General features: G+C 71.3%; 21 protein-coding genes and 1 tRNA gene. 4 read left to right on the top strand and 18 right to left on the bottom strand.

Features of this window, described 5'->3' with window-relative positions; genetic code table 11:
• Positions 1-33 precede the first annotated feature (33 nt).
• From ACZ4SF_RS25055 to rsmH, 17 genes are all read right to left on the bottom strand, one after another.
• A tRNA-Ala gene (locus tag ACZ4SF_RS25055) sits at positions 34-108 on the bottom strand.
• A gap of 234 nt (positions 109-342) precedes the next feature.
• Positions 343-1,446 carry a DivIVA domain-containing protein gene (locus tag ACZ4SF_RS25050; protein WP_468388238.1) on the bottom strand — a complete coding sequence of 368 codons (1,104 nt, stop codon included), beginning with the start codon at positions 1,444-1,446 and terminating at the stop codon, positions 343-345.
• A gap of 52 nt (positions 1,447-1,498) precedes the next feature.
• Entirely contained in the window at positions 1,499-1,789 is a 291-nt protein-coding gene (locus tag ACZ4SF_RS25045; protein ID WP_468388236.1) for a YggT family protein, read from the bottom strand.
• A 59-nt stretch (positions 1,790-1,848) separates the two neighbouring features.
• Entirely contained in the window at positions 1,849-2,490 is a 642-nt protein-coding gene (locus tag ACZ4SF_RS25040; RefSeq protein ID WP_030642042.1) for a cell division protein SepF, read from the bottom strand.
• Between the two features lie 128 nt (positions 2,491-2,618).
• Positions 2,619-3,338, bottom strand: a complete 720-nt coding sequence (locus ACZ4SF_RS25035; protein WP_468388234.1) for a YggS family pyridoxal phosphate-dependent enzyme — start codon at positions 3,336-3,338, stop codon at positions 2,619-2,621.
• A 6-nt stretch (positions 3,339-3,344) separates the two neighbouring features.
• Positions 3,345-4,112: a peptidoglycan editing factor PgeF gene (gene pgeF / locus ACZ4SF_RS25030; protein WP_468388232.1), complete on the bottom strand. Its 768-nt coding sequence runs from the start codon at positions 4,110-4,112 to the stop codon at positions 3,345-3,347.
• On the bottom strand, positions 4,109-5,317 hold the full coding sequence (ftsZ, locus tag ACZ4SF_RS25025) for a cell division protein FtsZ (RefSeq protein WP_468388230.1): 1,209 nt from the start codon (positions 5,315-5,317) through the stop codon (positions 4,109-4,111). Before ftsZ ends, pgeF begins: the two co-directional genes overlap by 4 nt.
• Positions 5,318-5,596: 279 nt before the next feature.
• Complete coding sequence (locus ACZ4SF_RS25020) at positions 5,597-6,388, bottom strand: cell division protein FtsQ/DivIB (protein WP_468388228.1); 792 nt, start codon at positions 6,386-6,388, stop codon at positions 5,597-5,599.
• Positions 6,389-6,414: 26 nt separating this feature from the next.
• Positions 6,415-7,503: an undecaprenyldiphospho-muramoylpentapeptide beta-N-acetylglucosaminyltransferase gene (gene murG / locus ACZ4SF_RS25015; RefSeq protein WP_468388226.1), complete on the bottom strand. Its 1,089-nt coding sequence runs from the start codon at positions 7,501-7,503 to the stop codon at positions 6,415-6,417.
• Positions 7,504-7,509: 6 nt separating this feature from the next.
• A complete protein-coding gene (gene ftsW / locus ACZ4SF_RS25010; protein ID WP_468388224.1) occupies positions 7,510-8,871 on the bottom strand; it encodes a putative lipid II flippase FtsW in 1,362 nt (453 codons plus the stop codon).
• 68 nt (positions 8,872-8,939) lie between these two features.
• Positions 8,940-10,373, bottom strand: a complete 1,434-nt coding sequence (gene murD / locus ACZ4SF_RS25005) for a UDP-N-acetylmuramoyl-L-alanine--D-glutamate ligase (RefSeq protein ID WP_468388222.1) — start codon at positions 10,371-10,373, stop codon at positions 8,940-8,942.
• Positions 10,355-11,428, bottom strand: coding sequence for a phospho-N-acetylmuramoyl-pentapeptide-transferase (gene mraY / locus ACZ4SF_RS25000; RefSeq protein ID WP_201818126.1), 1,074 nt, complete (start codon positions 11,426-11,428; stop codon positions 10,355-10,357). The genes murD and mraY overlap by 19 nt, the downstream gene beginning before the upstream one ends.
• The gene (locus tag ACZ4SF_RS24995; protein WP_468388220.1) at positions 11,425-12,840 is read right to left on the bottom strand and encodes a UDP-N-acetylmuramoyl-tripeptide--D-alanyl-D-alanine ligase; all 1,416 of its coding nucleotides are present in this window, start codon (positions 12,838-12,840) and stop codon (positions 11,425-11,427) included. Before ACZ4SF_RS24995 ends, mraY begins: the two co-directional genes overlap by 4 nt.
• Positions 12,841-12,844: 4 nt before the next feature.
• A complete protein-coding gene (locus tag ACZ4SF_RS24990; protein ID WP_468388218.1) occupies positions 12,845-14,500 on the bottom strand; it encodes a UDP-N-acetylmuramoyl-L-alanyl-D-glutamate--2,6-diaminopimelate ligase in 1,656 nt (551 codons plus the stop codon).
• 30 nt (positions 14,501-14,530) lie between these two features.
• On the bottom strand, positions 14,531-16,495 hold the full coding sequence (locus tag ACZ4SF_RS24985) for a peptidoglycan D,D-transpeptidase FtsI family protein (protein ID WP_468388216.1): 1,965 nt from the start codon (positions 16,493-16,495) through the stop codon (positions 14,531-14,533).
• A 5-nt stretch (positions 16,496-16,500) separates the two neighbouring features.
• Positions 16,501-17,082: a cell division protein FtsL gene (gene ftsL, locus ACZ4SF_RS24980; RefSeq protein ID WP_468388214.1), complete on the bottom strand. Its 582-nt coding sequence runs from the start codon at positions 17,080-17,082 to the stop codon at positions 16,501-16,503.
• Between the two features lie 49 nt (positions 17,083-17,131).
• Positions 17,132-18,088, bottom strand: coding sequence for a 16S rRNA (cytosine(1402)-N(4))-methyltransferase RsmH (gene rsmH, locus ACZ4SF_RS24975; RefSeq protein ID WP_468388212.1), 957 nt, complete (start codon positions 18,086-18,088; stop codon positions 17,132-17,134).
• 356 nt (positions 18,089-18,444) lie between these two features.
• Here rsmH and ACZ4SF_RS24970 point away from each other — a divergent pair, with 356 nt between their 5' ends.
• The 4 genes from ACZ4SF_RS24970 to ACZ4SF_RS24955 all read left to right on the top strand — a co-directional run bounded on the left by ACZ4SF_RS24970 (position 18,445) and on the right by ACZ4SF_RS24955 (position 24,127).
• Positions 18,445-19,056, top strand: coding sequence for a beta-class carbonic anhydrase (locus ACZ4SF_RS24970; RefSeq protein ID WP_468388210.1), 612 nt, complete (start codon positions 18,445-18,447; stop codon positions 19,054-19,056).
• 249 nt (positions 19,057-19,305) lie between these two features.
• Positions 19,306-20,382, top strand: coding sequence for an AAA family ATPase (locus ACZ4SF_RS24965; RefSeq protein ID WP_468388208.1), 1,077 nt, complete (start codon positions 19,306-19,308; stop codon positions 20,380-20,382).
• On the top strand, positions 20,382-21,743 hold the full coding sequence (locus ACZ4SF_RS24960; protein ID WP_468388206.1) for a DUF58 domain-containing protein: 1,362 nt from the start codon (positions 20,382-20,384) through the stop codon (positions 21,741-21,743). Before ACZ4SF_RS24965 ends, ACZ4SF_RS24960 begins: the two co-directional genes overlap by 1 nt.
• The gene (locus tag ACZ4SF_RS24955; RefSeq protein WP_468388204.1) at positions 21,740-24,127 is read left to right on the top strand and encodes a transglutaminase TgpA family protein; all 2,388 of its coding nucleotides are present in this window, start codon (positions 21,740-21,742) and stop codon (positions 24,125-24,127) included. Before ACZ4SF_RS24960 ends, ACZ4SF_RS24955 begins: the two co-directional genes overlap by 4 nt.
• A gap of 137 nt (positions 24,128-24,264) precedes the next feature.
• On the opposite strand, the gene ACZ4SF_RS24950 is transcribed toward ACZ4SF_RS24955, so the two are convergent.
• Positions 24,265-24,648, bottom strand: coding sequence for a DUF3040 domain-containing protein (locus ACZ4SF_RS24950; RefSeq protein ID WP_468388202.1), 384 nt, complete (start codon positions 24,646-24,648; stop codon positions 24,265-24,267).
• Between the last annotated feature and the right edge of the window lie 126 nt (positions 24,649-24,774).

The raw sequence follows: 24,774 nt of genomic DNA, 5'->3' as shown, positions 1-24,774 counted from the left end.
CCTTCGGCGTCACGGAAGAGCGACCGGGTGCGCCGGGGCGGGCCGGATTCGAACCGGCGTCCTCCTAGATGCCATCGAGGCGCGACGACCATCTGCGCTACGCGCCCCGGCGCACGGAGAAGGTTACAGGGGCTGATCATCGAAGGCCCACCGCCTCCCGACGGGTGCCGTCCGGAAGGGAATCGTGCGCCCACGCGGCGGAGCCGCACACCGCATGCAGCCCCGCGTGCCTGACGTACCTCTTGGCAACACGCGTAAAAAGGGCGGGCCCCCGGACCGAAGTCCGGGGGCCCGCCCTAGTGACGCTGCCGACGCCGTTGTCGTACTGGTCTCACTGACCTGTCAGTTGTCGTCCTCGTCGATCAGGAACCCGCGCATCGGCGAGGGCGCCTGGCCCATCGGGGACGGACCCTGCGGACGGACCGGGGCCATCGGCTGGGTCATGGCCGGGGTCATCTGCTGCTGACCGCCGTAGGACGGGGCGGACGGAGCGGGCGCGCCGCCCATCGTCTGGTTGCCGCCGTAGGACGGGGCGCTCGCGCCGGCCGGGGCCATGGAGGGCGCCGGGGACGGCGGCAGCGACGCGGTGGCCGGGGTGCGCGGCGGAGCCAGGGAGTCGTCCGCCTGGGTCTCCAGCTGGCGCAGCTGGGACTCGAGGTACGACTTCAGGCGCGTGCGGTACTCGCGCTCGAAGCCGCGCAGGTCCTCGACCTTGCGCTCCAGCGTGGCGCGGGCGGACTCCAGGGAGCCCATGGCGACGCGGTGCTTCTCCTGCGCGTCCCGCTCCAGGGCGTCGGCCTTGGCACGGGCGTCACGCTCCAGACCCTCGGCGCGGCTGCGGGCCTCGCCGACGATCTTGTTGGCCTCGGAGCGGGCCTCGGCGATCGCCTGGTCGGCGGTCTGCTGGGCCAGCGAGAGGACACGGGCGGCGCTGTCGCCACCGGGGCCCTGACCGGGGCCGCCCATCGGACCGCCCATGGGGCCGCCCATCGGACCGCCCATCTGCTGCATGGGCGGCTGGCCGCCCATCGGGCCCTGACCCATCGGACCCTGGCCCATCGGGCCGGGACCCTGCGGGCCGCCCTGACCGCCGGGGCCGGCGGGCAGCTGCGGGGCACCGCTCGGCAGCTGGGGCGGACCACCCATGGGGCCACCCATCTGCTGCTGCGGCGGGCCCGATATCCCGGCGGGCACCGGTGCGCCGGGACCTCGCATGCCCTGCTGCTGGTCCTGCTCCGGAGGCTTGCGCATGTTCTGCTGGTTCTGGGCAGCAGCGCGCGTGGCCGCGGCCAGCTTGGCGCGCAGGTCCTCGTTCTCGCGGAGCAGACGGGTCAGTTCGGCTTCGACCTCGTCGAGGAAGGCATCGACCTCGTCCTCGTCATAGCCTTCTCGGAGGCGGACGGTCGTGAACTGCTTGTTCCGCACGTCCTCGGGGGTCAACGGCATCTCTTCACCTCAACGTAGTCATCGGCAGTCGGCAAGACCGGATCGTCCACCCTCATCTCACGAAGCCATGCGCAACGGAGATGAGAATGTAGACGATGATCATCAGTACGAAGAAGGACAGGTCGAGCGCCACGCCCCCGAGACGCAGCGGCGGGATGAACCGCCGCAGAAGCTTCAGCGGTGGATCGGTGACAGTGTAGGTGGCCTCCAGTACGACCACCATCGCCTTGCCGGGTTGCCACGAGCGGGCGAACTGGAAGACGTAGTCCATGACCAGTCGGAAGATGAGCACGACGAGGAACACCATCAGCGCGATGTAGATCACCTGCGCGAACACGCTCATGGCCTGCTGTTCCCTCTCCCCTGTCCATGCTCTTCCGTACTGCGATCAGTTCGTGCGTCTCAGCTCTGGTTGAAGAACCCGCCCTCTGCGATGCGGGCCTTGTCCTCCGCCGTGACATCGACGTTAGCAGGAGACAACAGAAACACCTTCTGCGTCACCCGCTCGATGCTGCCGTGAAGACCAAACACCAAACCGGCCGCAAAGTCGACAAGTCGCTTTGCGTCTGTGTCATCCATCTCAGTCAGATTCATGATCACCGGGGTGCCCTCACGGAAGTGTTCCCCGATGGTACGGGCCTCGTTGTACGTCCGGGGGTGAAGCGTGGTGATCCGGTACGGCTCTCGTTCCGACACGACCTTGGGCATGATCACCGGTGCGTTCTTCTCCAGGGACTGACGTTCTTGTGTGATGGATGCCACGGGCGCGATCCGCGCCGGGCGTCCGGATTCCGCGGCGAGCGAAGTCGAACGGGCCACCGGTTCGCGAGGCGCGGGCGGTTGTACGATTCGCACCTCTTCGTCCCTTTGGGACTGGTGCGCACCGTGTGACTGGTGCGACGGTTCGTGCCGTCGGTGGTCCCGCTCGGGCTCCGGGTCCAACTCGGGCTCGAAGTCGTCGTCGGGGTCGAATCCGCGGCCGTCGTACCCATCGTCCTCCACGAGGCCGAGGTAGACCGCCATCTTGCGCATCGCGCCGGCCATGCTCTGAGTCCTCCGCTCTGTGGTGGATCGACTGACGACTGCCAAGTGCCCGCGATCCACGTGGTCGTTGTGCCCGCCTTGGCGAGCACTGACCATATTTTCTGCTGTGGTCCGACTTCCTGGCGACGTTACCCGAGCCTGGGGCGGACTCCGAGTACCGCGGTGCCGACGCGTACATGTGTCGCACCGGCGGCCACGGCCTGTTCGAGATCCGCACTCATCCCTGCCGACACCATGGTTGCAGCCGGATGGGCTCGGCGCAGGTCAGTCGACAAATCCATGAGGCGCCCGAACGCCGCCTGTTCTCGTCCCGCGTACTCACCGGTGAGCGGAGCGACGGTCATCAGCCCGTCGAGGCGCAGCCCGGGTGCGCCGGCGACGAGGTCGGCCAACTCTTCGATTCCGCCGGGTGCCACGCCGCCGCGGTCGCCCCGGCCGTTCGCGCCCGCGTCGAGCGCGACCTGGATGAGGCAGCCCACCTCGCGCTCCGCCCGTGCCGCCTCCTTCGACAGCGCGGTGACGAGCCGCGAACGGTCGACGGACTGCACGACATCGGCATAACCGACCACGGAGCGGACCTTGTTGGTCTGCAACTGCCCGACAAAATGCCACTTCAAGGGCAAATCTGTGCAGGCGGCGGCCTTCGGGGCCGCGTCCTGGTCGCGGTTCTCGGCGACATGGCGTACACCGAGTTCCGACAGGATCCGCACATCGGTCGCCGGGTAGGTCTTGGTGACCACGATGAGGGTCACCTCTTCCCGCTTGCGCCCGGCCGCCACGCACGCGGCGGTGATGCGCTCCTCCACTCTCGCCAGATTTGCGGCGAGTTCTGCCTTACGGTCCGTCATGCCCCATCAGTCCAGCCAGACATAGCCCGCGAGCCGCCCCGTGGTGCGGTCGCGGCGGTACGAGAAGTGGTCGGCCGATTCCAGCGTGCACACCGGCGACTGCGCCCGGTCGCACACCCCGAGTCGGTCGAGCTGCGCATGCACGCCGGCGCTCACGTCGACCGCCGGTGTGCCCCAGCTTGTTTCAGCGTGCGCCGCCGGCTCGACGGCCGCCACCTCGGCACGCATCTGCTCCGGCACCTCGTAGCACCGGCCGCACACGGCCGGTCCGGTGCGGACGACGATCCGCTCGGGTACGGCGCCGAGTCCGACCATGGCCCGTACGGCGGCGGGGACGACTCCCCCGACCATGCCGGGCCGGCCCGCGTGGGCCGCGGCGGCGACCCCGGCGACGGGGTCGGCCAGCAACACCGGCACGCAGTCGGCGGTGAGCACGGCCAGGGCCAGTCCGCGCCGGGTGGTGACGATCGCGTCGACCTCCGGCACCGCACTCCCCCGCTCTCGGCTTCTCCCCCGGTCATGGGGGTCCCCCGTGCCCCAGGGCTCGTCCACCACGGCGACATCGGCACCGTGCACCTGGTTCATCCAGACGACCAGGCCCGGGTCGAGGCCGAGCGACTTGGCCGCGAGCTCCCGGTTGGCCCGGACCGCCTCGGACACGTCGCCGACGGCACCGCCGAGATTCAGCTCCTCATACGGAGCGGCGCTCACCCCGCCCCACCGGTCGGTGAAGGCGAAGTGCGCGCCGCTGACGCTCTCGCGCTGTCCTATCACTTGAGGAAGTCCGGAACGTCCAGTTCCTCGGCCGCGCTGTCCGAGTAGGTCCGGGGCGCCGGCGTCACCGGCGGGGTGACCGGGATCTCGGCCACCGGCTCGGGCGCGGGCTCCGGCTCCTCCTTGGGCTTGACGCTGCCCAGCGAGCCGAAGGACGGACGGCTGGGCTCGCTCGGTCGGGCCGGGGCGGGCTCCTCACGGCGGCCGGAAGCCGAGCCGGAGGCCGAGCCGAGGACGTTGTCCCGGCGGGCCGGCGGCTGGCCGCCGTCGAAACCGGCCGCGATCACGGTGACCCGGACCTCGTCGCCGAGGGCGTCGTCGATGACCGCGCCGAAGATGATGTTGGCCTCGGGGTGGGCGGCCTCGCTGACCAGCTGGGCCGCCTCGTTGATCTCGAAGAGGCCGAGGTCGGAGCCGCCGGAGATGGAGAGCAGCACGCCGCGGGCGCCGTCGATGGAGGCCTCCAGCAGCGGCGAGGAGATCGCCATCTCGGCCGCGGCCACCGCGCGGTCGTCGCCGCGGGCCGAGCCGATGCCCATGAGGGCCGAACCGGCCTCGGACATGACCGACTTGACGTCGGCGAAGTCAAGGTTGATCAGACCGGGGGTGGTGATGAGGTCGGTGATGCCCTGCACACCGGAGAGCAGGACCTGGTCGGCGGACTTGAAGGCGTCCAGGACCGAGACCTGGCGGTCCGAGATGGACAGCAGCCGGTCGTTGGGGATCACGATGAGGGTGTCGACCTCTTCGCGGAGTTCGGCGATGCCGTCCTCGGCCTGGTTCGCGCGGCGCCGCCCCTCGAAGGTGAACGGGCGCGTGACCACGCCGATGGTCAGGGCGCCGAGTGAGCGCGCGATGTTGGCCACGACGGGCGCGCCGCCGGTGCCGGTGCCGCCGCCTTCCCCGGCCGTCACGAAGACCATGTCGGCCCCCTTGAGGACCTCCTCGATCTCCTCGCGGTGGTCCTCGGCGGCCTTGCGGCCGACGGCCGGGTTGGCTCCGGCGCCGAGTCCGCGGGTGAGTTCACGGCCGACGTCGAGCTTGACGTCGGCGTCGCTCATCAACAGCGCCTGCGCGTCGGTGTTGATGGCGATGAACTCGACGCCCTTGAGACCGACCTCGATCATCCGGTTGATGGCATTGACACCACCGCCGCCGACACCGATGACCTTGATGACTGCGAGGTAGTTCTGCGGTGCTGCCACGTCGAAGGCCTCTCGCCTCGAATTACGTTGTCGCCGCCGTGCGGTGCCCCGCGCCGGGACGACAGATGCCGAATGGGACGGTCCGTAGCGCCGACCCGAACCCTAACCCTGAAGTTTAGGGTTACCAGTGTGTCTGTTTCCTGGAGTCTTCTGAACAGGACACTAAGTCGACAAGTGGCGCCCGTTCAACGAACACGCCGAACCTCCCGTTTTTCTTTTCACCCTATGTGATCAGCCGTAGCAGTGCCCAACCAGGGTGCTGGCCTGCGCTGATGTGCGTCAACTCCCCGATGACGCAGGGGCGGTGGGGACGCTGACATCGAAGTGCCGCGCGCCGGGAGCTGCTTTCATGAGAGCCGTGAGGGCCCGTGCCTTGGCGCCGCCGTTCTCACCGCTCCCCCATGCCACCGTGCGCCCGTCGCCCAACTGCACCGAGATGGCGTCGAAGGAACGGACTTGGACGGACCGGGCGGACTGGGCCACGGCGGCGGGCAGGTCTCCGGCGGCCCGGACGGCCTCGCGCACCAGCCGGTCGGTGCCGAAACGCCGGAAGCCGGCGGCGGCCGAACCCTTCCGGGAAGCGGACAATTCCAGCAGGGGGACACCTTTCGGGGCCTGCGAAACCGTGGCGAACCGGACACCTTCGTCATCGACTTCGATGAACTTCCCGCCCTTTTGGACAAGCAGAACCGGAGTGCGCTCGACCACTTTCAGGCCGATTCCATGAGGCCAGGCACGAACCACGTCCACGGTGTCAATTCGGGGCAATTTCCGGCGAAGTCGGGCTTCGATGACCTCCGTGTCGACGGAAATCATGGGCGCCCCGACCGGCACGGCCGCCGCCTTGCGGACCTCCGCGGGGGTCAGCACGAGCGTGCCCGACACCGAGACGTGCCGGATGCGCAGCCACTGCGAGCCGTACAACACCCAAGTCCCGCCGCCGCCCAGAAGCATGACGACGACCAGGATGATGATCATACGAAGACGTGGCTTTCCGAGCCTGCGGACGAGCGGCGGGCCGGACGACTCCTGCTGGCGTTCACCGCGCTCGGCGGTCGTCGGTCCGGCCACGCTCACTGCCCTTTCGTCATGCGGTCCTAACGGCGCGAGGCGATCGCCTCGTACACCATGCCGACGAGCAGGTCGTCGGCGTCCCGGCGGCCGAACTCGCTTGCCGCGCGGGACATCTCGTACAGCCGGTGCGGATCGGCGAGCACGGGCAGCACGTTCTGCTGCACCCACTCGGGCGTCAGCTCCGCGTCGTCGACGAGGAGTCCCCCGCCGGCCTTGACCACCGGCTGGGCATTCAGACGCTGCTCGCCGTTGCCGATGGGCAGCGGGACGTACGCGGCCGGGAGCCCGACGGCGGAGAGCTCGGCGACAGTCATCGCGCCCGCGCGGCAGAGCATCATGTCGGCCGCGGCGTACGCGAGGTCCATCCGGTCCAGATAACTTACCGGGATGTAGGGGGGCATCCCCGGCATCTGGTGCACCTGCGGCAGTTCATTCTTCGGACCGACCGCGTGCAGGATCTGGATGCCGGCCTGCTGGAGCCACGGGGCGACCTGCTGGACCACCTCGTTCAGCCGCCGGGCGCCCTGCGAGCCGCCGGACACGAGCAGCGTGGGCAGGTTCGGGTCGAGGCCGAAGCGGGCGCGGGCCTCGGGGCGGGCGGCGGCGCGGTCCAGAGTGGCGATGGAGCGGCGCAGCGGGATGCCGATGTAGCGGGCGTCACGCAGCTTGCTGTCCGGGGTGGAGACGGCGACCCGGGCCGCGTACCGCGAGCCGATCTTGTTGGCCAGGCCCGGGCGGGCGTTGGCCTCGTGGATCACGATGGGCACACCGAGGCGCTTGGCGGCCAGGTAGCCGGGCAGGGCGACATAGCCGCCGAAGCCGACCACGCAGTCCGCCTTGGTGCGCTCCAGGATCTGCTCGGCCGCCTTGATCGTGCCGCGCAGCCGGCCCGGCACGGTGATCAGCTCGGGCGTTGGCTTGCGGGGCAGCGGCACCGCCGGGATCAGCGCCAGCTCGTAGCCGCGCTCCGGAACGAGCCGCGTCTCCAGGCCGCGCTCCGTGCCCAGGGCCGTGATCCCCACGGTCGGGTCCTGCCTGCGCAGGGCGTCCGCGAGGGCGAGCGCGGGCTCGATGTGGCCGGCGGTCCCCCCACCGGCGAGTACGACATGCACCGAAATTCACCGCTCTCCGGACGAACGCGCCGCCGAGGCACGCCGTCGCATCGTGTTCCATCTCCGAGGCCCCCGCTCGGCACCGGAGCCTCCAGCCCGCTTTTTACCAAAGCGGGGCTGCCGCGTGGCAAGCGCTGCCCGCGCAGCGGGCTCGTCGCGTGCGAAGGCGATCAGCAGCCCGATGGCGAACATGGTCGGAAGCAGGGCGGACCCTCCGTAGGAGAACAGCGGGAGGGGGACGCCGGCGATCGGCAGCAGACCGAGCACCGCACCGATGTTGATCACCGCCTGGGCGGTGATCCAGGTGGTCACGCCTCCCGCGGCATACCTCACGAAGGGGTCCTCCGTGCGTCCGGCCACGCGGATACCCGCATAGCCTAGAGCCGCGAACAGGGCGAGCACCGACAGCGTCCCCGCGAGGCCCAGTTCCTCACCGGTGACGGCGAAGATGAAGTCGGTGTGGGCTTCCGGGAGTTGGCCCCATTTTTCCACACTCGCGCCGAGCCCGGAACCGAAGAGTCCGCCGGAGGCGAGCGCGTAGATGCCGTGCACGGCCTGCCAGCAGTCCGCGACCCCCGTCCTGGGCTCCGTGGCACCGATGCAGGCGAGGCGCGCCATCCGGTTGGGGCTGGTCTTGATGAGGACCGCACCGATCAGGGCGGCGATGGAGAACACGCCCGCGAACAGCCGGGTCGGCGCCCCCGCGAGCCACAGCAGGCCGAACAGGATCGCCGTGAGAATGATCGCGGTGCCCATGTCGCCGCCGAGCATGATCAGCCCGAGCAGCATGAAGGCGACCGGAACCAGCGGCACCAGCATGTGCTTCCACTGGGTCAGCAGCTTCCTCTCCTGCTTGCGCGCGATGAGGTCCGCGCCCCACAGCACCAGCGCGAGCTTGCCGAACTCGCTGGGCTGGATCTGGAAGGAACCGCCGAGGGAGATCCAGTTCTGGTTGCCGTTGACCGCCATCCCTATCCCGGGCACCTGCACCAGGACCATCAGGAAGACCGCGCCGGCGAGGATCGGGTACGCCAGCGCCCGGTGCAGCTTCACCGGCATGCGGGAGGCCACGAACAGCAGTGCACCGCCGATGAGCGCGGCCAGGGCCTGCTTGCGGAAGAAGTAGGACCCGGGCAGCGAAAGCTGCAGCGCGGTGATCTGGGAGGCCGAGTAGACCATCACCAGGCCCAGCACGGTGATCAGGACGCTGCCGCCGACGATCAGGTAGTAGGCCGTCAGCGGACGGTCCCAGGCCTTGCACGCGCGCGTGTAGAGCCGCCGGACGGGGTTCTCGCGCGGCGGCCGTGGGAGGGCGGGACGCCGGGACGCCCGCTGTACGGGCGGGCGGCCGGTACGGCTACTGGACATCGGCGCCTCCGGTGAACGTCGGCCGTCCCACGCGTCCCTCCCAAGATCCGCCCGGCAGGCGGCCGGGGTCAGGCTCCGAGTTCGCGGACCGCCGCCGCGAACGCGTCACCGCGCTGGTTGTAGTTGGTGAACATGTCCATGGAGGCACAGGCCGGGGCCAGCAGCACCGTGTCGCCGGGCTGAGCCAGCCGCTTCGCTTCCGTCACCGCCTGGAGCATCGCCCCAGTGTCGGTCCGGTCGAGGTCGACCACGGGTACTTCCGGGGCGTGTCGCGCGAGGGCCTCACGGATCAGGGCACGATCGGCGCCGATCAGGACCACGCCGCGCAGCCGCTTCGCCGACTTGGCGACCAGCTCGTCGAAGACCGCGCCCTTCGCCAGACCGCCCGCAATCCATACGATCGGCTCATATGCCGCCAACGAGGCTTCCGTGGCGTGGGTGTTGGTCGCCTTGGAGTCGTCGACGTACGCGACGCCGTCGATGTCGGCCACGTGCGCGATGCGGTGGGCGTCCGGGCGGAAGGCCCGCAGACCGTCCCGTACGGCACCGGCGGGCACCCCGAAGGCGCGCGCGAGCGCAGCCGCGGCAAGGGCGTTGGCGATGTTGTGCGGGGCCGGCGGGTTGACGTCGGAGACCTCGGCCAGCTCCTGCGCGTTCTTCTGCCGGTTCTCGATGAAGGCGCGGTCGACCAGGATGCCGTCCACCACACCGAGTTGAGAGGGCCCGGGCGTGCCCAGCGTGAACCCGACGGCCCGGCAGCCCTCTTCGACGTCGGCCTCGCGTACGAGGTCCTCGGTGGCCTTGTCGGCGACGTTGTAGACGCAGGCGACCTTGTTGCCCTCGTAGACACGGCCCTTGTCGCGGGCGTAGGCCTCCATGGAGCCGTGCCAGTCGAGGTGGTCGGGGGCCAGGTTGAGGACGGCCGCCGAGTGGGCGCGCAGGGAGGGCGCCCAGTGGAGCTGGTAGCTGGACAGCTCCACGGCGAGCACGTCGTACTGCTCCTCGCCGAGGACCACGTCCAGCAGGGAGACGCCGATGTTGCCGACGGCGGCCGTGCGCAGGCCCGCCGCCCGCAGGATGGAGGCGAGCATCTGGACGGTCGTGGTCTTGCCGTTGGTGCCCGTCACGGCCAGCCAGGGGGCCGCGTCGGGTCCCCGCAGCCGCCAGGCCAGCTCCACGTCGCCCCAGACCGGCACGCCGGCCTTCCCGGCGGCGAGGAACAGGGGCTTGTCGGGCTTCCAGCCGGGCGCGGTGACGATCAGCTCGGTGCCCTCCGGCAGGGTCGCCCCGTCGCCCAGGCGCACGGTGATGCCGAGCGCCCGCAGCTCCGCGGCCTGTTCACGCGCGCGTGCGTCGTCGCCGTCGTTGACGACCGTGACGATCGCCCCGCGCGCGTGCAGCACTTTCGCCGCCGGGACGCCGGAGACGCCGAGCCCGGCGACGGTGACGTGCTTGCCCTGGAATTCAGAAGGCACCGAGGAGGTCACTTGTCCGCTGCCCATCCTGCATAGAAGAGGCCCAGTCCGACGATCACACAGATGCCCTGGATGATCCAGAAGCGGACCACGACCAGGACCTCGGACCAGCCCTTGAGTTCGAAGTGGTGCTGGAGGGGTGCCATCCGGAAGACGCGCTTGCCGGTGAGCCGGAAGGAGCCGACCTGGATGACGACCGACATGGTGATGAGGACGAACAGGCCGCCCATGATGGCCACCAGCAGCTCCGTGCGGGAGAGGATGGCCAGACCCGTGAGGACACCGCCGAGCGCGAGCGAACCGGTGTCGCCCATGAAGATCTTCGCCGGCGAGGTGTTCCACCACAGGAAGCCCAGGCAGGCGCCCATCAGCGCGGAGGCGACCACGGCGAGGTCCAGCGGGTCGCGCACCTCGTAGCAGGCACCCGGGTTGGTCAGGGTCTGCGCGTTGGCGCAGGACTCCTGGAACTGCCAGACGCCGATGAAGGTGTAGGCGCCGAAGACGAGGACGGAGGCGCCGGTGGCGAGGCCGTCCAGACCGTCGGTCAGGTTCACGCCGTTCGACATCGCGAGGATCATGAACAGCGCCCAGACGACGAACAGCACCGGACCGATCGACCAGCCGAAGTCCGTGATGAACGACAGCTTCGTGGACGCCGGGGTGTTGCCGCGCGCGTCGGAGAACTGCAGCGACAGCACCGCGAAGGCGATGCCGACGATCAGCTGGCCGGCCATCTTGGCCTTGGCCCGCAGGCCCAGCGAACGCCGCTTGACGATCTTGATGTAGTCGTCGAGGAAGCCGACCAGGCCCATGCCGAACATCAGGCCGAGGACCAGCACGCCCGAGTAGGTCGGCGTCTGGCCGGTGATCACCTTGGACAGGAAGTACGCGGCGATCGTCGCCAGGATGAAGGCGATACCGCCCATGGTCGGCGTACCGCGCTTGCTGGCGTGCTCACGCGGACCGTCGTCACGGATGTACTGGCCGTAGCCCTTGCGGGCGAGAAGCTTGATCAGCAGCGGGGTGCCGATCAGCGTCAGGAAGAGACCGATGACGCCCGAGAAAAGGATCTGCTTCATCATCGGGCATCAACCCCACGCCCGGCACCGGCCTCGACGAGCGCCTGGGCAACGCTCTCGAGCCCCACCGAACGGGACGCCTTCACGAGTACGACGTCCCCCGGGCGCAACTCGCTGCGCAACAGGTCGATCGCCGCCTGTGCGTCGGACACGTGCACCGACTCCTCACCCCACGAACCCTCGTTATATGCGCCCAGTTGCAGCCAGGAGGCCTCAATCCCCCCGACCGCGACGAGCTTGCTGACGTTGAGCCGGACGGCGAGCCGTCCGACGGCGTCGTGCTCGGCGAGCGCCTCGTCCCCCAGCTCGGCCATCTTGCCGAGCACCGCCCACGTGCGGCGCCCCTTGCCCATGGCCGCGAGCGCCCTGAGGGCGGCCCGCATGGACTCGGGGTTGGCGTTGTAGGCGTCGTTGACGATGGTCACGCCGTCCGGGCGCTCGGTGACCTCCATGCGCCAGCGGGAGAGGGAGCCCGCCTCGGAGAGCGCGAGGGCGATCTCTTCCGCGGACATGCCCAGCTCATGGGCGACGGCGGCCGCGGCGAGCGCGTTCGACACGTGGTGCTCACCGTACAGGCGCATGGTCACATCGCATGCACCGGAGGGTGTGTGAAGCCTGAAGGAGGGCTGTCCGCTGTCCGTGAGTCGCACGTTCTCGGCGCGTACGTCCGCTTCGGCCGACTCTCCGAAAAGGACCACCTTCGCCTTGGTACGGGAGGCCATGGCCCGGACCAACGGGTCGTCGGCGTTGAGGATCGCCGCGCCGCCGTCCTCCGCCGCGGGCAGCGCCTCGACCAGCTCGCCCTTGGCCTGCGCGATCTGCTCGCGGCCGCCGAACTCGCCGATGTGGGCGGTGCCGACGTTGAGGACCAGGCCGATCCGCGGCGGGGTGAGGTCGGCGAGGTAGCGGATGTGCCCGATGCCGCGGGCGCCCATCTCCAGCACGAGGAACTTCGTCTCCTCGGTGGCGGACAGGGCGGTCAGCGGCAGCCCGATCTCGTTGTTGAGCGAGCCGGGCGTGAACACGGTCGGCGCCTTGCGCTGGAGCACCTGGGCGATGAGGTCCTTGGTGCTGGTCTTTCCGGCCGAGCCGGTCAGGGCGACGAGGGTCGCGCCGAGCCGGCGTACGACGTGCCGGGCGAGGGCGCCGAGGGCGGTCTGGACGTCGTCCACCACGATCGCGGGGACGCCGACCGGCCGGGACGCCAGCACGGCGACCGCGCCGGCCTCGACCACCTGCGGTGCGTAGTCGTGGCCGTCCACGCGCTCGCCGACGAAGGCGGCGAACAGGCTGCCGGGCACCACCTCGCGGGAGTCCCGGACCACCGGGCCCGTGATCTGCGCGGACGGATCCGGTATGTCGTGCTTCTGCCCGCCGACGACTGCTGCGATCTCGGCGAGGGAGAGGGCGATCACAAGTTCATCCCTGGGTCTTCTGGATAGCTTCGCGAAGCACCTGGCGGTCGTCGAAGGGACGGATCACGCCGGCGATGTCCTGGCCCTGCTCATGACCCTTGCCCGCGACCAGCACGGTGTCGCCGGCCTGGGCCCGGCCCACGGCGGCGGCGATGGCCGCGGCCCGGTCCTCGAAGAGGAGCACCTCGCCGCGCTCGTGCGCGGGCACGGAGGCCGCGCCCTGGAGCATGGTCGCGAGGATCGCGAGGGGGTCCTCGGAGCGGGGGTTGTCGGAGGTCAGTACGGCCGTGTCGGAGAGCCGGGCCGCGGCGGCGCCCATCGGGGCGCGCTTGGTCTGGTCGCGGTCGCCGCCGCAGCCGAGCACCACGTGCAGCCGGCCCCCGGTGACCTTGCGCAGCGCCTTGAGCACCGACTCGACCGCGTCGGTCTTGTGGGCGTAGTCGACGACCGCGAGATAGGGCTGGCCTGCGTCGACGCGCTCCAGGCGGCCGGGGACGCCGGGTACAGCGGCGACGCCGTCGGCGGCGGTCTGCGGGTCGATGCCCGCCGCGGCGAGGGCGACGATGGCGGCGAGGGTGTTCGCCACGTTGAAGGGGCCGGGCAGCGGCGACCTGGCCTGCACGCTCTCGCCGTTCGGGCCGAGCACGGTGAACGTCGAGTTCATGGGGCCGACCTGGACGTCCTGGGCGCGCCAGTCGGCGTCGGGGTGGCCCTCGGCGGAGAAGGTGACGACCGGCACGGTCGCCTCCTCGGCGAGCCGGCGGCCGTACTCGTCGTCGGCGTTGACGACGCCGAGTTTGCTGCGTTCCGGCGTGAACAGCTGTGCCTTGGCCCGGAAGTAGTCCTCCATGTCGGAGTGGAACTCCATGTGTTCCGGGCTGAGGTTGTTGAAGACGGCGATGTCGAAGACGCAGCCGTCGACCCGGCCGAGGACCAGGGCGTGGCTGGAGACCTCCATGGCGACCGCCTCGACACCCCGCTCCCGCATGACGGCGAACAGCGCCTGCAGGTCGGTGGCTTCGGGGGTGGTGCGCTCGGACTTGATGCGTTCGTCGCCGATGCGCATCTCGACGGTGCCGATGAGCCCGGTGCTGCGGGCGGTCTTCAGGCCGCCCTCCACCAGGTAGGCGGTGGTGGTCTTGCCGGAGGTGCCGGTGATGCCGATCTGGAGCAGATCGCGGCCGGGGCGGCCGTAGATCGTCGCCGCCAGCTCGCCCATCCGCGCCCGCGGGTCGTCCACGACCAGGACGGGCAGACCGGTCGCGGCGGCGCGCTCGGCGCCGCTCGGGTCGGTGAGCACGGCGACCGCGCCGAGGCCGGCGGCCTGGGTGACGAAGTCGGCGCCGTGCAGGCGGGCGCCCGGCAGGGCGGCGTACAGGTCGCCGGGGCGGACGGCGCGCGAGTCGTGGGTGATCCCCGTGATCTCGGCGGAGCCGGCCGGAGCGGCGGCACCCAGCTGATCGGCCAGTTCCGCGAGGGGTGTGGCGGAGACCTGAACCGGTCGCGGCGGTCCCGGATATGTCACGGAAGCGCCCTTCTGGGTGGTTTGGGACTGATCAGCGTGTGGCACGGCGGTGAGCGTACCGGGCGCACCCGCTCCGGAGCGAAGTGAGGGGCTCGCGGGCCCCTGGTTCCCGGGGTTCGGGGTGATCGTTGTCACGGGTTCGTTCCTGGGTCTTTCGGAAGCCGGTCAGGGCTTGTAGTCGACGGGCAGGTTCGCGGCTCTCGCCCCGGTCGGCGGGATCTGGAGGGTCTTGAGGGCGAACTCCATCACCTGTTTGTAGATGGGGCCGCAGATCTGGCCGCCGAAGTAGCTGCCCGAGGTGGCGTTCTGGATGGCGCAGTAGACGGTGACACGGGGGTTGTCCGCGGGGGCGAAGCCGGCGAACGACGAGGTGTAGCCCCGGTAGCGGCCGGTGGCCGGATCCACGCGGTTCGCCGTGCCGGTCTTGCCCGCGACCCGGTACCCCGGGATGCGGGCCTTGACGCCGGTGCCCTGCTCGTCGTCCACGACCGACTCCAGCATCCGGGCGAGGGCCTTGGCCGTCTTCTCGCTGATCACCCTTGTCCGTCCGGCCTTCGGCACCGGGGTGAAGCGCCCGTCGGCGCCCTTGGTGCCGCGCACCAGGGTCGGCTCGACCCGTACCCCGCCGTTGGCGATGGTCGAGTAGACGGAGGCGGCCTGCATGGCGTTGATGGAGAAGCCCTGGCCGAAGGGAATCGTGTACTGCTGCGAGGTGGACCACTTCTGCGGCGGCGCGAGGATGCCGCGGGTCTCGCCGGGGAAGCCGAGGCCGGTGTAGCTGCCGATGCCGAACTTGCGCAGGTACGAGTGGAGGACCCGGTTGGCCTCGGGCTGGGTCTTGCCGAGTTCGCCGGTGGCCAGGATGGTGCCGATGTTGCTGGACTTGGCGAGCACTCCGTTGAGCGTGAGGTACCAGGTGGCGTGGTCGATGTCGTCCTGGAAGAGCCGGTCGCCGCGGTGCAGCCGGTTGGGTACGACGACGTGGGTGAGCGGGGTGGCCACGTTCCGCTCCAGCACGGCCGCCATCGACATCACCTTGGCCGTGGAGCCGGGCTCGTAGGCGTCCTGGAGGGCCGCGTTGCCCATGGCGTCGCCGTCGGCCTTCGACAGGTCGTTCGGGTCGAAGCCGGGGGAGTTGGCCATGGCCAGGATCTGGCCGGTCCGGGTGTCCTGGACGATGACGTAACCGCGGTCCGCCTTGGACTTCGCGACCTGCTCGGTGATCGCGTTCTGTGCGGCCCACTGGATGTCGCGGTCGATCGTCAGCTCGACGTCGGCACCGGGCTCGGCGGGCGTCTCGGTGGACCCCGCCGTGGGTACCTCACGCCCCCCGGACTGGGCGTAGCGGACCTTGCCGTCCTTGCCCGACAGCTGCTTGTCCAGCTGCTGCTCGATGCCGCCGCCGCCCCGGCCGTCGGCGTTGACCCAGCCCAGTATCCCGGCGCCGAGGTCGCCGTTGGGGTACACGCGCTGGCTGCTGGGATCCGCGAAGACGCCGGACAGCACGTTGACCGTGGTGTGGTCGGTGTCGGCCTTGTTGGTGAGCGCGGACTTGAGGTCCTTGATCTGCTTCCAGACCTGCGGGGTCTGCCGCGCGGCGAGCCGGGTGTAGCGGGAGTTCCTGTTCCCGGGCCGCAGCTTCTTGACGATCGTGGCGTGATCCTGGCCGAGGATCGGGGCGAGCAGCGCGGCGGCCTGCTCCGGTCCGTCGTCGATCTTCAGCTGCCTGGCGCTGAACATCGTCGGGTCGGCCGTGATGTCGTAGGCGTCCTCGCTGATGGCGAGGGCGACGCCGTTGCGGTCGGTGATCCCGCCGCGCTCGGCGGCCAGGGTGTGCACCACGTAGCGGTTCTGTTCGGCCCGTGCCGCGTAGGCGCTCGCGTCGACGGCCTGCACCTGGAGCAGCCGCACGACGAAGGCGAGCAGGACCAGGGTCAGGCCGAGGCTGACCAGGCGCAGGCGGGGCCGCGGGCTGCCGAGCCGGAGCGGGGGCGGGGGCATGGGCCGGGCCCCGCCCGGACGTCGGGCCGGACGGGCACCGGGGCCGGGCTGCCGCCGCACCGCGCCCCGCGGCCGGGGAGGCTTGGCGGGCCCGGGCACACGGCGGCGCGGCGGTTCCCTGTCGGTCACTTCCGTCACCTGCCGGGGGTCGGAGTGGAGGCGGGCTGGGGGGTGGCGGGCGGCACGGCTGCCGGGGGGCTCGCCGGGGGCTGGGCCGGGGTGGCGGCCGGGGGGCTCACCGAGGCCTGGCCCGGCGTGGTGCCGGGCGCCACGGTGGGGGCCGGGGCTGTGGAGCGGCCGACCGCCGGGTCCATCGCCCCGGGGGCGGCCGGGCCGGAGAGGGCCGCTGCCTCGGGGGCGACGCCGGGGACACCCTTGACGGTGCCGTCGGGGCCGAGGAAGGCCGGGTCGCCGCCGGGAACCATGCCGAGTTCACGGGCGCGCCGCTGGAGGGCGTCGGGGGACGAGTAGCCGTCGATGTCCCGCTGCAGGGCCTGCTCCTCGTCGGTGAGGTTCTTCGTCCGCTTCTGCAGGTCGGCGAGTTCGAACGAGCCCTCGCTGAGCGCGGAGTTCAGCACCAGCAGCCCGATGAGGCCGCCGCCGAGGAGCAGGACGACGAGGAGCACGAACGGGGCGCGGGCCGCCCGGGCACGGCCGGCCGGGAAGAGCCGGGCGAGCCGCGCGGCCCTGCCCCTGAGCTGGGGTTTCCTGCTCACCGTTCCCCCTTTGCCCCGTGCACGGGGGGAGCCGTCCGACCCGTCACGCTCACTCGACGTCCTCCCTGATGCGCTCGGCGCCGCGCAACCTGGCCGGCGCGGCCCGGCGGTTCTCGGCGATCTCTTCCTCGGTGGGAAGTTCGGCACCGCGGGTGAGCAGCTTGAGCCGCGGCTGGTACCGCTCGGGCACGACCGGCAGCCCGGGCGGCGCCGTGGAGGTGGCGCCGGCCGCGAACACCTGCTTGACGAGCCGGTCTTCGAGCGAGTGGTACGACAGCACGGCGATCCGCCCGCCGACGTCCAGCGCCTTCACGGCGGCCGGGATCGCCCGCTCCAGGACGGACAGTTCACCGTTGACCTCGATGCGCAGCGCCTGGAAGGTGCGCTTGGCCGGGTTGCCGCCGGTGCGCTTGGCGGCCTGCGGCAGGGCGTCGCGGATCAGCGTGACGAGCCGGGCGCTGTTGGTGAACGGCTCCTTCTCGCGCTCGCGGACGATCGCGGAGACGATCCGCTTGGCCTGCTTCTCCTCGCCGTACGCCCGCAGGATGCGCACGAGTTCGCCCGCCGGGTAGGTGTTGAGGACCTCGGCGGCGCTGATGCCGGTCGTCTGGTCCATGCGCATGTCCAGGGGGGCGTCCTGGGCGTAGGCGAAGCCGCGGTCGGCCTCGTCGAGCTGCATGGAGGAGACACCGAGGTCGAACAGCACGCCCTGCACGCGCGGGATGCGGAGCCGGCCGAGCACGTCGGGCAGCTCGTCGTACACGGCGTGCACGAGGGTGGCGCGGTCCTTGTGCGGTTCCAGGCGCTCACCCGACAGGCGCAGCGCCTCCTTGTCCCGGTCGAGGCCGATCAGGCGCGCCTCGGGGAACCGGGTCAGCAGCGCCTCGCTGTGGCCGCCGAGGCCGAGGGTGCAGTCGACGACGACCGCTCCCGGCCGCTCCAGGGCGGGTGCCAGCAGATCCAGGCACCGCTGGAGCATCACGGGGACGTGTCGACTCTGGCTCAAGGGGGCCTCTCATGATCCGGCGCAGGATACGCACCGCCACGGGTCCCCGCCAGCTCGCGGAGGGGTGGTCCGCCGGCGCCGGAAGCGTCAGCCGACCGGGAGCGGGAGGAGGCCGAGCCGTACGTACGCGCCGCGCGCGTGGGGAGACGGTCCGGGCGCATGCCGGGGCCTCCAGGGGTTTCACCAGCAGGAAGAGCCACGCCTCCCGCTTCGCGCCACTTTAGTCCACCCTGTCTCGCGGTCAATCAACCGGCCTGCGCGTCGCGCACCGGGGTGGGGCGGGGACGGCGATTGCGCGGGATTCACCCGTACGGCGCCGGTTTGCCCTCCGTGTGGGTTAGCTCACAACAGCCGCGATGACGTTCTTTGTCCCGTCTCACGGCAGGCCGGAACACAACGTGACCAGTAACGTCGTCGGCATGACGACTTCTGCAGCCGTACCCACTGGATCCGAAGGCGCCATAACCACTGGCGACACCGTGACGAACCGGCTCGTGGAGGCCAACCGGCACTACGCCGAGGCCTTCACCGATCCCGGTATGGACGCCAGTCCTGTTCTCCACGTCGCCGTGGTCGCGTGCATGGACGCCCGTCTCGACCTGCACAAGGCCCTCGGCCTGCAGCTCGGCGACTGCCACACCATCCGCAACGCCGGCGGTGTGGTCACGGACGACGTCATCCGGTCCCTGACCATCAGCCAGCGCAAGCTCGGCACCCGCAGCGTCGTGCTGATCCACCACACCGGCTGCGGCCTGGAGTCCCTCACCGAGGAGTTCCGCAGCGAGCTGGAGATGGAGGTCGGGCAGCGTCCGGCGTGGGCGGTGGAGTCCTTCCGGGACGTGGACCAGGACGTGCGCCAGTCCATGCAGCGGGTGCGCACCTCGCCGTTCCTGCTGCACACCGACGACGTCCGCGGGTTCGTGTTCGACGTGCGCACCGGTCTGCTGCGCGAGGTCGACCCGGCCTGACCGGGGCTCCGGCCGGCCGCCCAGGAACACCTCCCGCCGTTCCCCGTATCGAAAATGCGGTCGAAAAAGCCGTAAGACCGACATCGTGCGGGCAGTTGTCCACAGGCGAGTGACACGAATCGGTAACGGCAGCAAGAATGCGGGGGTGTGGCGTCGCGCGGAACTTTTCCCGCGTGGTGTCCGTGTTTTGGGGTGGGCCGGTTTCGCACCGAGAGCGTCGGCCCGGATATACGGGCCGAGGAGGGCCGGGTGACGACCTATGACGATCGGGCGAGCCATGGGGGCACCCCCACCCGAGTGAATTCGAGGGTGGGGGATGATCTGACCGCCACGGTGGAGCGGGTGCGCGGTTCGGTGGAAGGCGTGATCGAGGGCAAGCCCGAGGTCGTACGCATCGCGCTGACCGTGCTGCTCGCCGAGGGCCATCTGCTGATCGAGGACGTCCCCGGGGTGGGCAAGACGATGCTCGCCAAGGCGCTGGCGCGGTCCATCGACTGTTCGGTGCGGCGCATCCAGTTCACACCGGACCTGCTGCCCTCCGACATCACCGGTGTGTCCATCTGGGACCAGCAGCGCCGCGACTTCGAGTTCAAGCCGGGCGCCATCTTCGCGCAGATCGTGATCGGCGACGAGATCAACCGCGCCTCGCCCAAGACCCAGTCGGCGCTGCTGGAGTCCATGGAGGAGCGGCAGGTCACCATCGACGGGCAGACCTACGAACTGCCCAGCCCCTTCATGGTGGTGGCCACCCAGAACCCGGTCGAGATGGAGGGCACCTACCCGCTGCCCGAGGCCCAGCGCGACCGCTTCATGGCCCGCGTCTCGGTCGGCTACCCGAGCGTGGAGGCCGAGCTGCAGATGCTCGACATCCACGGCGGGGTCAGCCCGCTGGAGGACCTCCAGCCGGTGGCGCACGCGCACGAGATCGTGAAGCTGATCGAGGCCGTTCGCGGTGTACACGTCTCGGAGTCCGTCCGGCGGTACGCGGTCGAGCTGGTCGCCGCCACGCGCACACACCCCGACCTCAGACTCGGCGCCTCACCGCGCGCGACGCTGCACCTGCTGCGCGCGGCGAAGGCGTCCGCGGCCCTCGCCGGCCGGGAGTACGCGCTGCCGGACGACGTCCAGGCACTCGCCGCCGCCGTCCTCGCCCACCGCCTGCTGCCCACCGCCCAGGCCCAGCTGAACCGGCGTACGGCCGAGCAGGTGGTGCTGGAGATCCTCCAGCACACCCCGGTGCCCGCGGTGCCGGGACAGCAGAGCGGCTTCGGCGGCCTGGGCCGCAATGTCCCGGCCTATCCCCAGCAGCCTCCGCGGAGTCTGTGATGAGTGCCGGGGGGGCCGGACCGGCGCAGGCCGACCGCGGCGAGAAGAGCGGTGTCCGTACCGCCCTGGCGGGCCTCACCACCCGCGGCCGCTCCTTCCTGGCGGCCGGGATCGCCGCCGCGATCTGCGCGTTCGTGCTGGGCCAGACCGATCTGCTGCGCGTCGGCCTGCTGCTGGCCGCCCTTCCGCTGATCTGCGCGGCCGTGCTGTACCGCACCCGCTACCGGGTGTCGGCCGGCCGCCGCCTGTCCCCCGCGCGCGTGCCCGCCGGCAGCGAGGCCCGGGTGCACCTGCGCATGGACAACGTCTCCCGGCTGCCCACCGGCCTGCTGATGCTCCAGGACCGGGTGCCCTACGTCCTCGGGCCCCGCCCCCGGTTCGTGCTGGACCGGGTGGAGCCGGGCGGTCGCCGCGAGGTGTCCTACCGGGTCCGCTCCGACCTGCGCGGCCGCTATGCGCTGGGCCCGCTGCAGCTGCGGCTCACGGACCCGTTCGGGCTGTGCGAACTGACCCGCTCCTTCTCGACGTACGACACCCTGACGGTCATCCCGCGCGTGGAGCCGCTGGCGCCGGTCCGCTTCAGCGGCGAGGCCCAGGGCTACGGCGACGGACGGCAGCGCTCGCTGGCCCTGGCCGGCGAGGACGACGTGATCCCGCGCGGGTACCGCTACGGCGACGACCTGCGCCGGGTGCACTGGCGCTCGACCGCACGCTACGGCGAGCTGATGGTCCGCCGCGAGGAGCAGCCCCGGCGCTCCCGGTGCACCGTCCTCCTCGACACCCGGGGCGGTGCCCACGAGGGCGCGGGCCCGGACTCGGCCTTCGAGTGGGCCGTCTCCGGTGCCGCCTCGGTGCTGGTGCACATGCTGGAACGCGGCTTCTCGGTACGGCTGCTGACCGACAGCGGCAGCGCGATGCCCGGCGAGGGCGGCGACGGTTTCGCGGGCACCGGCCAGGAGACCGCGGACGCGGCCGGGCTGATGATGGACACCCTCGCGGTGATCGACTACTCCGACGGCTCCGGCCTGTCCCGCGCGTACGACGTGCTGCGCGGCGGCAACGAGGGGCTGCTGATCGCCTTCCTCGGCGACCTGGACGAGGAGCAGGCCACGACGGTCGCCAAGATGAGCCGGCGCAGCGGCGGCGCCGTCGCCTTCGTGCTGGACCCCGGCACCTGGACGCGGGAGGCGACCGACGTGCCGCGTCCCGGTGACCGGCACGCGGACCGGCTGCGGCTGCTGCGGGAGGCGGGCTGGACGGCGCTGAGCGTGCCGCGCGGCGCCTCGTTGGACGAGCTGTGGCGGCAGGCGGACCGGGAACGCTCCGGCCTGACCGCCGTGAGCGGGGAGGCACGGGCATGAGCGGGCGGGCACGACTGGCGCTGTGCGCGGCGGCGGCCACGCTGATGACCTCGTGCGCACTGCTTCCCCTGGTCGCCGAGCCGACATGGCTGCTGCTGCTGGCTCCGCTGGTGGCCGTACAGACCGGGGTGGGCATGGCGGCCCGGCGGGTCCCGCTGGGCCGGCCGCTGACGGTGGCGGCGCAGACGCTGGCCATCCTGCTGCTGCTCACCCTGGTGTTCGCCCGGCAGCATGCGATCTTCGGACTGATTCCGGGCCCGGACGCCCTCCGCCACTTCGCCGAACTGCTGCAGCAGGGCTCGGACGACGTCAGCCGGTACGCGATACCGGCGCCACTGACCGACGGCATCGAGCTGCTGCTGATCGGCGGCGCCCTGGTGATCGGGCTGCTGGTGGACACGCTGGCGGTGACCTTCCGCGGCGCGGCCCCGGCCGGGCTGCCGCTGCTCGCGCTGTACTCGGTGGCGGCGGGCCTGTCCGACGGCGGCGCGGACTGGCTCTGGTTCCTGGTGGCGGCGGCCGGCTATCTGATGCTGCTGCTCGCCGAGAGCCGGGAGCGGCTCGCGCAGTGGGGCCGGGTCTTCGGCGGGGCGCCCCGCACCCCGGGCGTCCCGGAGACGGGCGTCGTGGCGCCGGTGCGCACCGGCCGCCGCATCGGCGCGGTGGCGCTCGGTGTGGCCCTGGTCGTGCCGCTCACCCTGCCCGAGCTGCACGGCAGCCTGCTCGACGGCGCCGGCACCGGCGTGGGCGCGGGCAACGGCACCGGCGGCACGATCTCGGCGGTCAACCCGCTGGTGTCGCTGCGCGACAACCTGAACACGGACGACGACCGCAAGGTGCTGTCCCTGCGGACCAGCACGAGCGACATCTCCGACCTGTATCTGCGGATCGTCTCGCTGGACGACTTCGACGGCACCACCTGGAAGCCGGCCCAGCGGCACATCGTGGGCATCCCTGACACCCTGCCCACACCCATCGGCCTGGGCTCGGACGTCAAGCGCAGCAAGGTGCGCACGGTCGTCACCGCGACGGACACGTACGCCCAGGACTGGCTGCCGATGCCGTACCCGCCGAGCGGCGTGAAGGTCGCCGGCCGGTGGCGGTACGAGCCCGTCGGCATGACCCTCGTCGGCGACCACGGCCAGACCACGCGCGGTCAGACCTACCAGGTCACCAGCCTGGACGTGGAGCCGACCGCGCGGCAGCTCGCCTCCGCGCCGCAGCCGCCGGCCGCCCTGAAGCGCGAGTACACCAAGGTGCCGTCCTCGCTGCCGAAGGTGGTGGCCCGCACCGCCGGGGAGATCACCGCCGGAGCGAGCAGCCACTACGAGGAGGCCGTCAAGCTCCAGGACTGGTTCTCGGTCACCGGTGGCTTCCAGTACGACACGCAGGTGGAGGTCGGCCGCGGCCCCGGGGCCATAGCGAACTTCCTGAAGAAGAAGGAGGGCTTCTGCGTCCACTTCTCCTTCGCCATGGCGGCGATGGCCCGCACCCTCGGCATCCCGGCCCGGGTCGCGGTGGGCTTCGCGCCCGGCACCCCGCAGGCCGACGGCACGGTCGCGGTGAACCAGAAGGACGCGCACGCCTGGCCCGAGCTGTACTTCGAGGGCGTCGGCTGGACCCGCTTCGAACCGACCCCCACCCGCGGCACCACTCCGCCGTACACCCAGTCGGACACGCCCGGCACCTCGCTGCCCGAGGAGGCCCTGCCGTCCAAGGGCAGTTCGTCGGCGCCCTCGGCGGCGGCCTCCCCGAGCGAGAGCTGCGCCGGCGGGCTGCGCAAGCTGGAGGCGTGCGGCAGCCAGTCCGCCGCGGCGGTCCCGCAGCACGAGGAGGACGGCCGGGGCGGCCCGTGGTGGTGGCTGCTGATCGGCCTGGGCGTGCTGGTCGTCGTGGCGGTTCCGCTGTCGCCGATGCTGTGGCGGCAGGAGCTGCGCGGGCGCCGGCTGGGCGGGCACGCGCGGACCGCGCAGGGCGCGGCGGCGCACACCCTGGCCGCCTGGCAGGAGCTGACGGACAGCGCCTGGGACCACGGCATCGCGCCGGACGAGTCGCTGACCCCGCGCAAGGCGGCCGACCGGATCGTCCGGCTGGGGCAGCTCGATGCGACGGCGGGGGCCGCCGTGCACCGGGTGGCGGACGCGGTGGAGCAGGTGCTGTACGCGCCCCGGCCGCGACTGGCGGCGGGGGCGGCGGAGGACGTGCGCCGGGTGGTCGAGGCGCTGCGGGCCACGGTGAGCACCGGGACACGGCTGCGGGCGCTGTTCCTGCCCCGCTCGGCCGTGCGCGTGCTCTGGGCGGTGTCGGCCCGCTGGTCGGCGCTCAGCACCCGGGCGGCGGCGGCCCGGCCGACGCTGCGCCGGACCTCCGGGCAGCAGAGCTGACCGCTCCTCCAGGGCGCGGGCGGCCGCGCTGCCGAGACTCGCCCTCACCCATTGCCCGACGGCATACGTGAGGGGCGGCCACCGGATGGTGGCCGCCCCTCACGTCTGTCCGTCTCGGCCCTGGAGCCGCGGGCCGGTCAGTGGCCCTGTTCGTCCCGGCGGCGCTGCCAGCGCTGCTCGATCTTGTCCATCATGGAGCGCTTCGGCCGTGCCTGTCGGCGAGCGGCGCCCTGGGGCTGCTCACCCGGTTTCGGTGCCTTGCGCCAGCCGGTCACGGCGAGGACGGCGCAGCCCAGCATGACGAGGAAACCCACCACGCTGACCCAGATCAGTTGGGCGACCATTCCGGCCATGAGGAGCGCGATACCCACGAGGAAGCCTGCGACCGCCTGGTAGACCCGACGCCGGGTGTACGTACGCAGCCCGCTTCCCTCGAGCGCCGACGCGAACTTGGGATCTTCGGCGTACAGCGCTCGCTCCATCTGCTCGAGCATGCGCTGCTCGTGCTCGGAGAGCGGCACGGAGTCCTCCTCATCGTGCAGTCGCCGGGGCGACCCGGGGGGTCCCTTCAGGATAGGCAGGGAATCGCCCCCGTGAAACCCGCCCCTCTACGCCAGTTGGCCAATCGGAACCCGTCATGACAGCCC

This window comes from Streptomyces sp. NPDC027663 (genome assembly GCF_055566415.1).
This window is presented reverse-complemented; position numbering and strand designations above follow the sequence as displayed.

Excerpts from the sequence above, each read along its gene's own strand:
- ACZ4SF_RS25045 (WP_468388236.1), bottom strand. The coding sequence starts at position 1,789 with ATGAGCGTGTTCGCGCAGGTGATCTACATCGCGCTGATGGTGTTCCTC.
- murD (WP_468388222.1), bottom strand. The coding sequence starts at position 10,373 with ATGGGCAGCGGACAAGTGACCTCCTCGGTGCCTTCTGAATTCCAGGGC.
- ACZ4SF_RS25035 (WP_468388234.1), bottom strand. The coding sequence starts at position 3,338 with ATGACGGACCGTAAGGCAGAACTCGCCGCAAATCTGGCGAGAGTGGAG.
- ACZ4SF_RS24960 (WP_468388206.1), top strand. The coding sequence starts at position 20,382 with ATGAGTGCCGGGGGGGCCGGACCGGCGCAGGCCGACCGCGGCGAGAAG.
- ACZ4SF_RS24970 (WP_468388210.1), top strand. The coding sequence starts at position 18,445 with ATGACGTTCTTTGTCCCGTCTCACGGCAGGCCGGAACACAACGTGACC.
- ftsW (WP_468388224.1), bottom strand. The coding sequence starts at position 8,871 with ATGTCCAGTAGCCGTACCGGCCGCCCGCCCGTACAGCGGGCGTCCCGG.
- ACZ4SF_RS24955 (WP_468388204.1), top strand. The coding sequence starts at position 21,740 with ATGAGCGGGCGGGCACGACTGGCGCTGTGCGCGGCGGCGGCCACGCTG.
- ACZ4SF_RS25050 (WP_468388238.1), bottom strand. The coding sequence starts at position 1,446 with ATGCCGTTGACCCCCGAGGACGTGCGGAACAAGCAGTTCACGACCGTC.
- mraY (WP_201818126.1), bottom strand. The coding sequence starts at position 11,428 with ATGATGAAGCAGATCCTTTTCTCGGGCGTCATCGGTCTCTTCCTGACG.
- ACZ4SF_RS25040 (WP_030642042.1), bottom strand. The coding sequence starts at position 2,490 with ATGGCCGGCGCGATGCGCAAGATGGCGGTCTACCTCGGCCTCGTGGAG.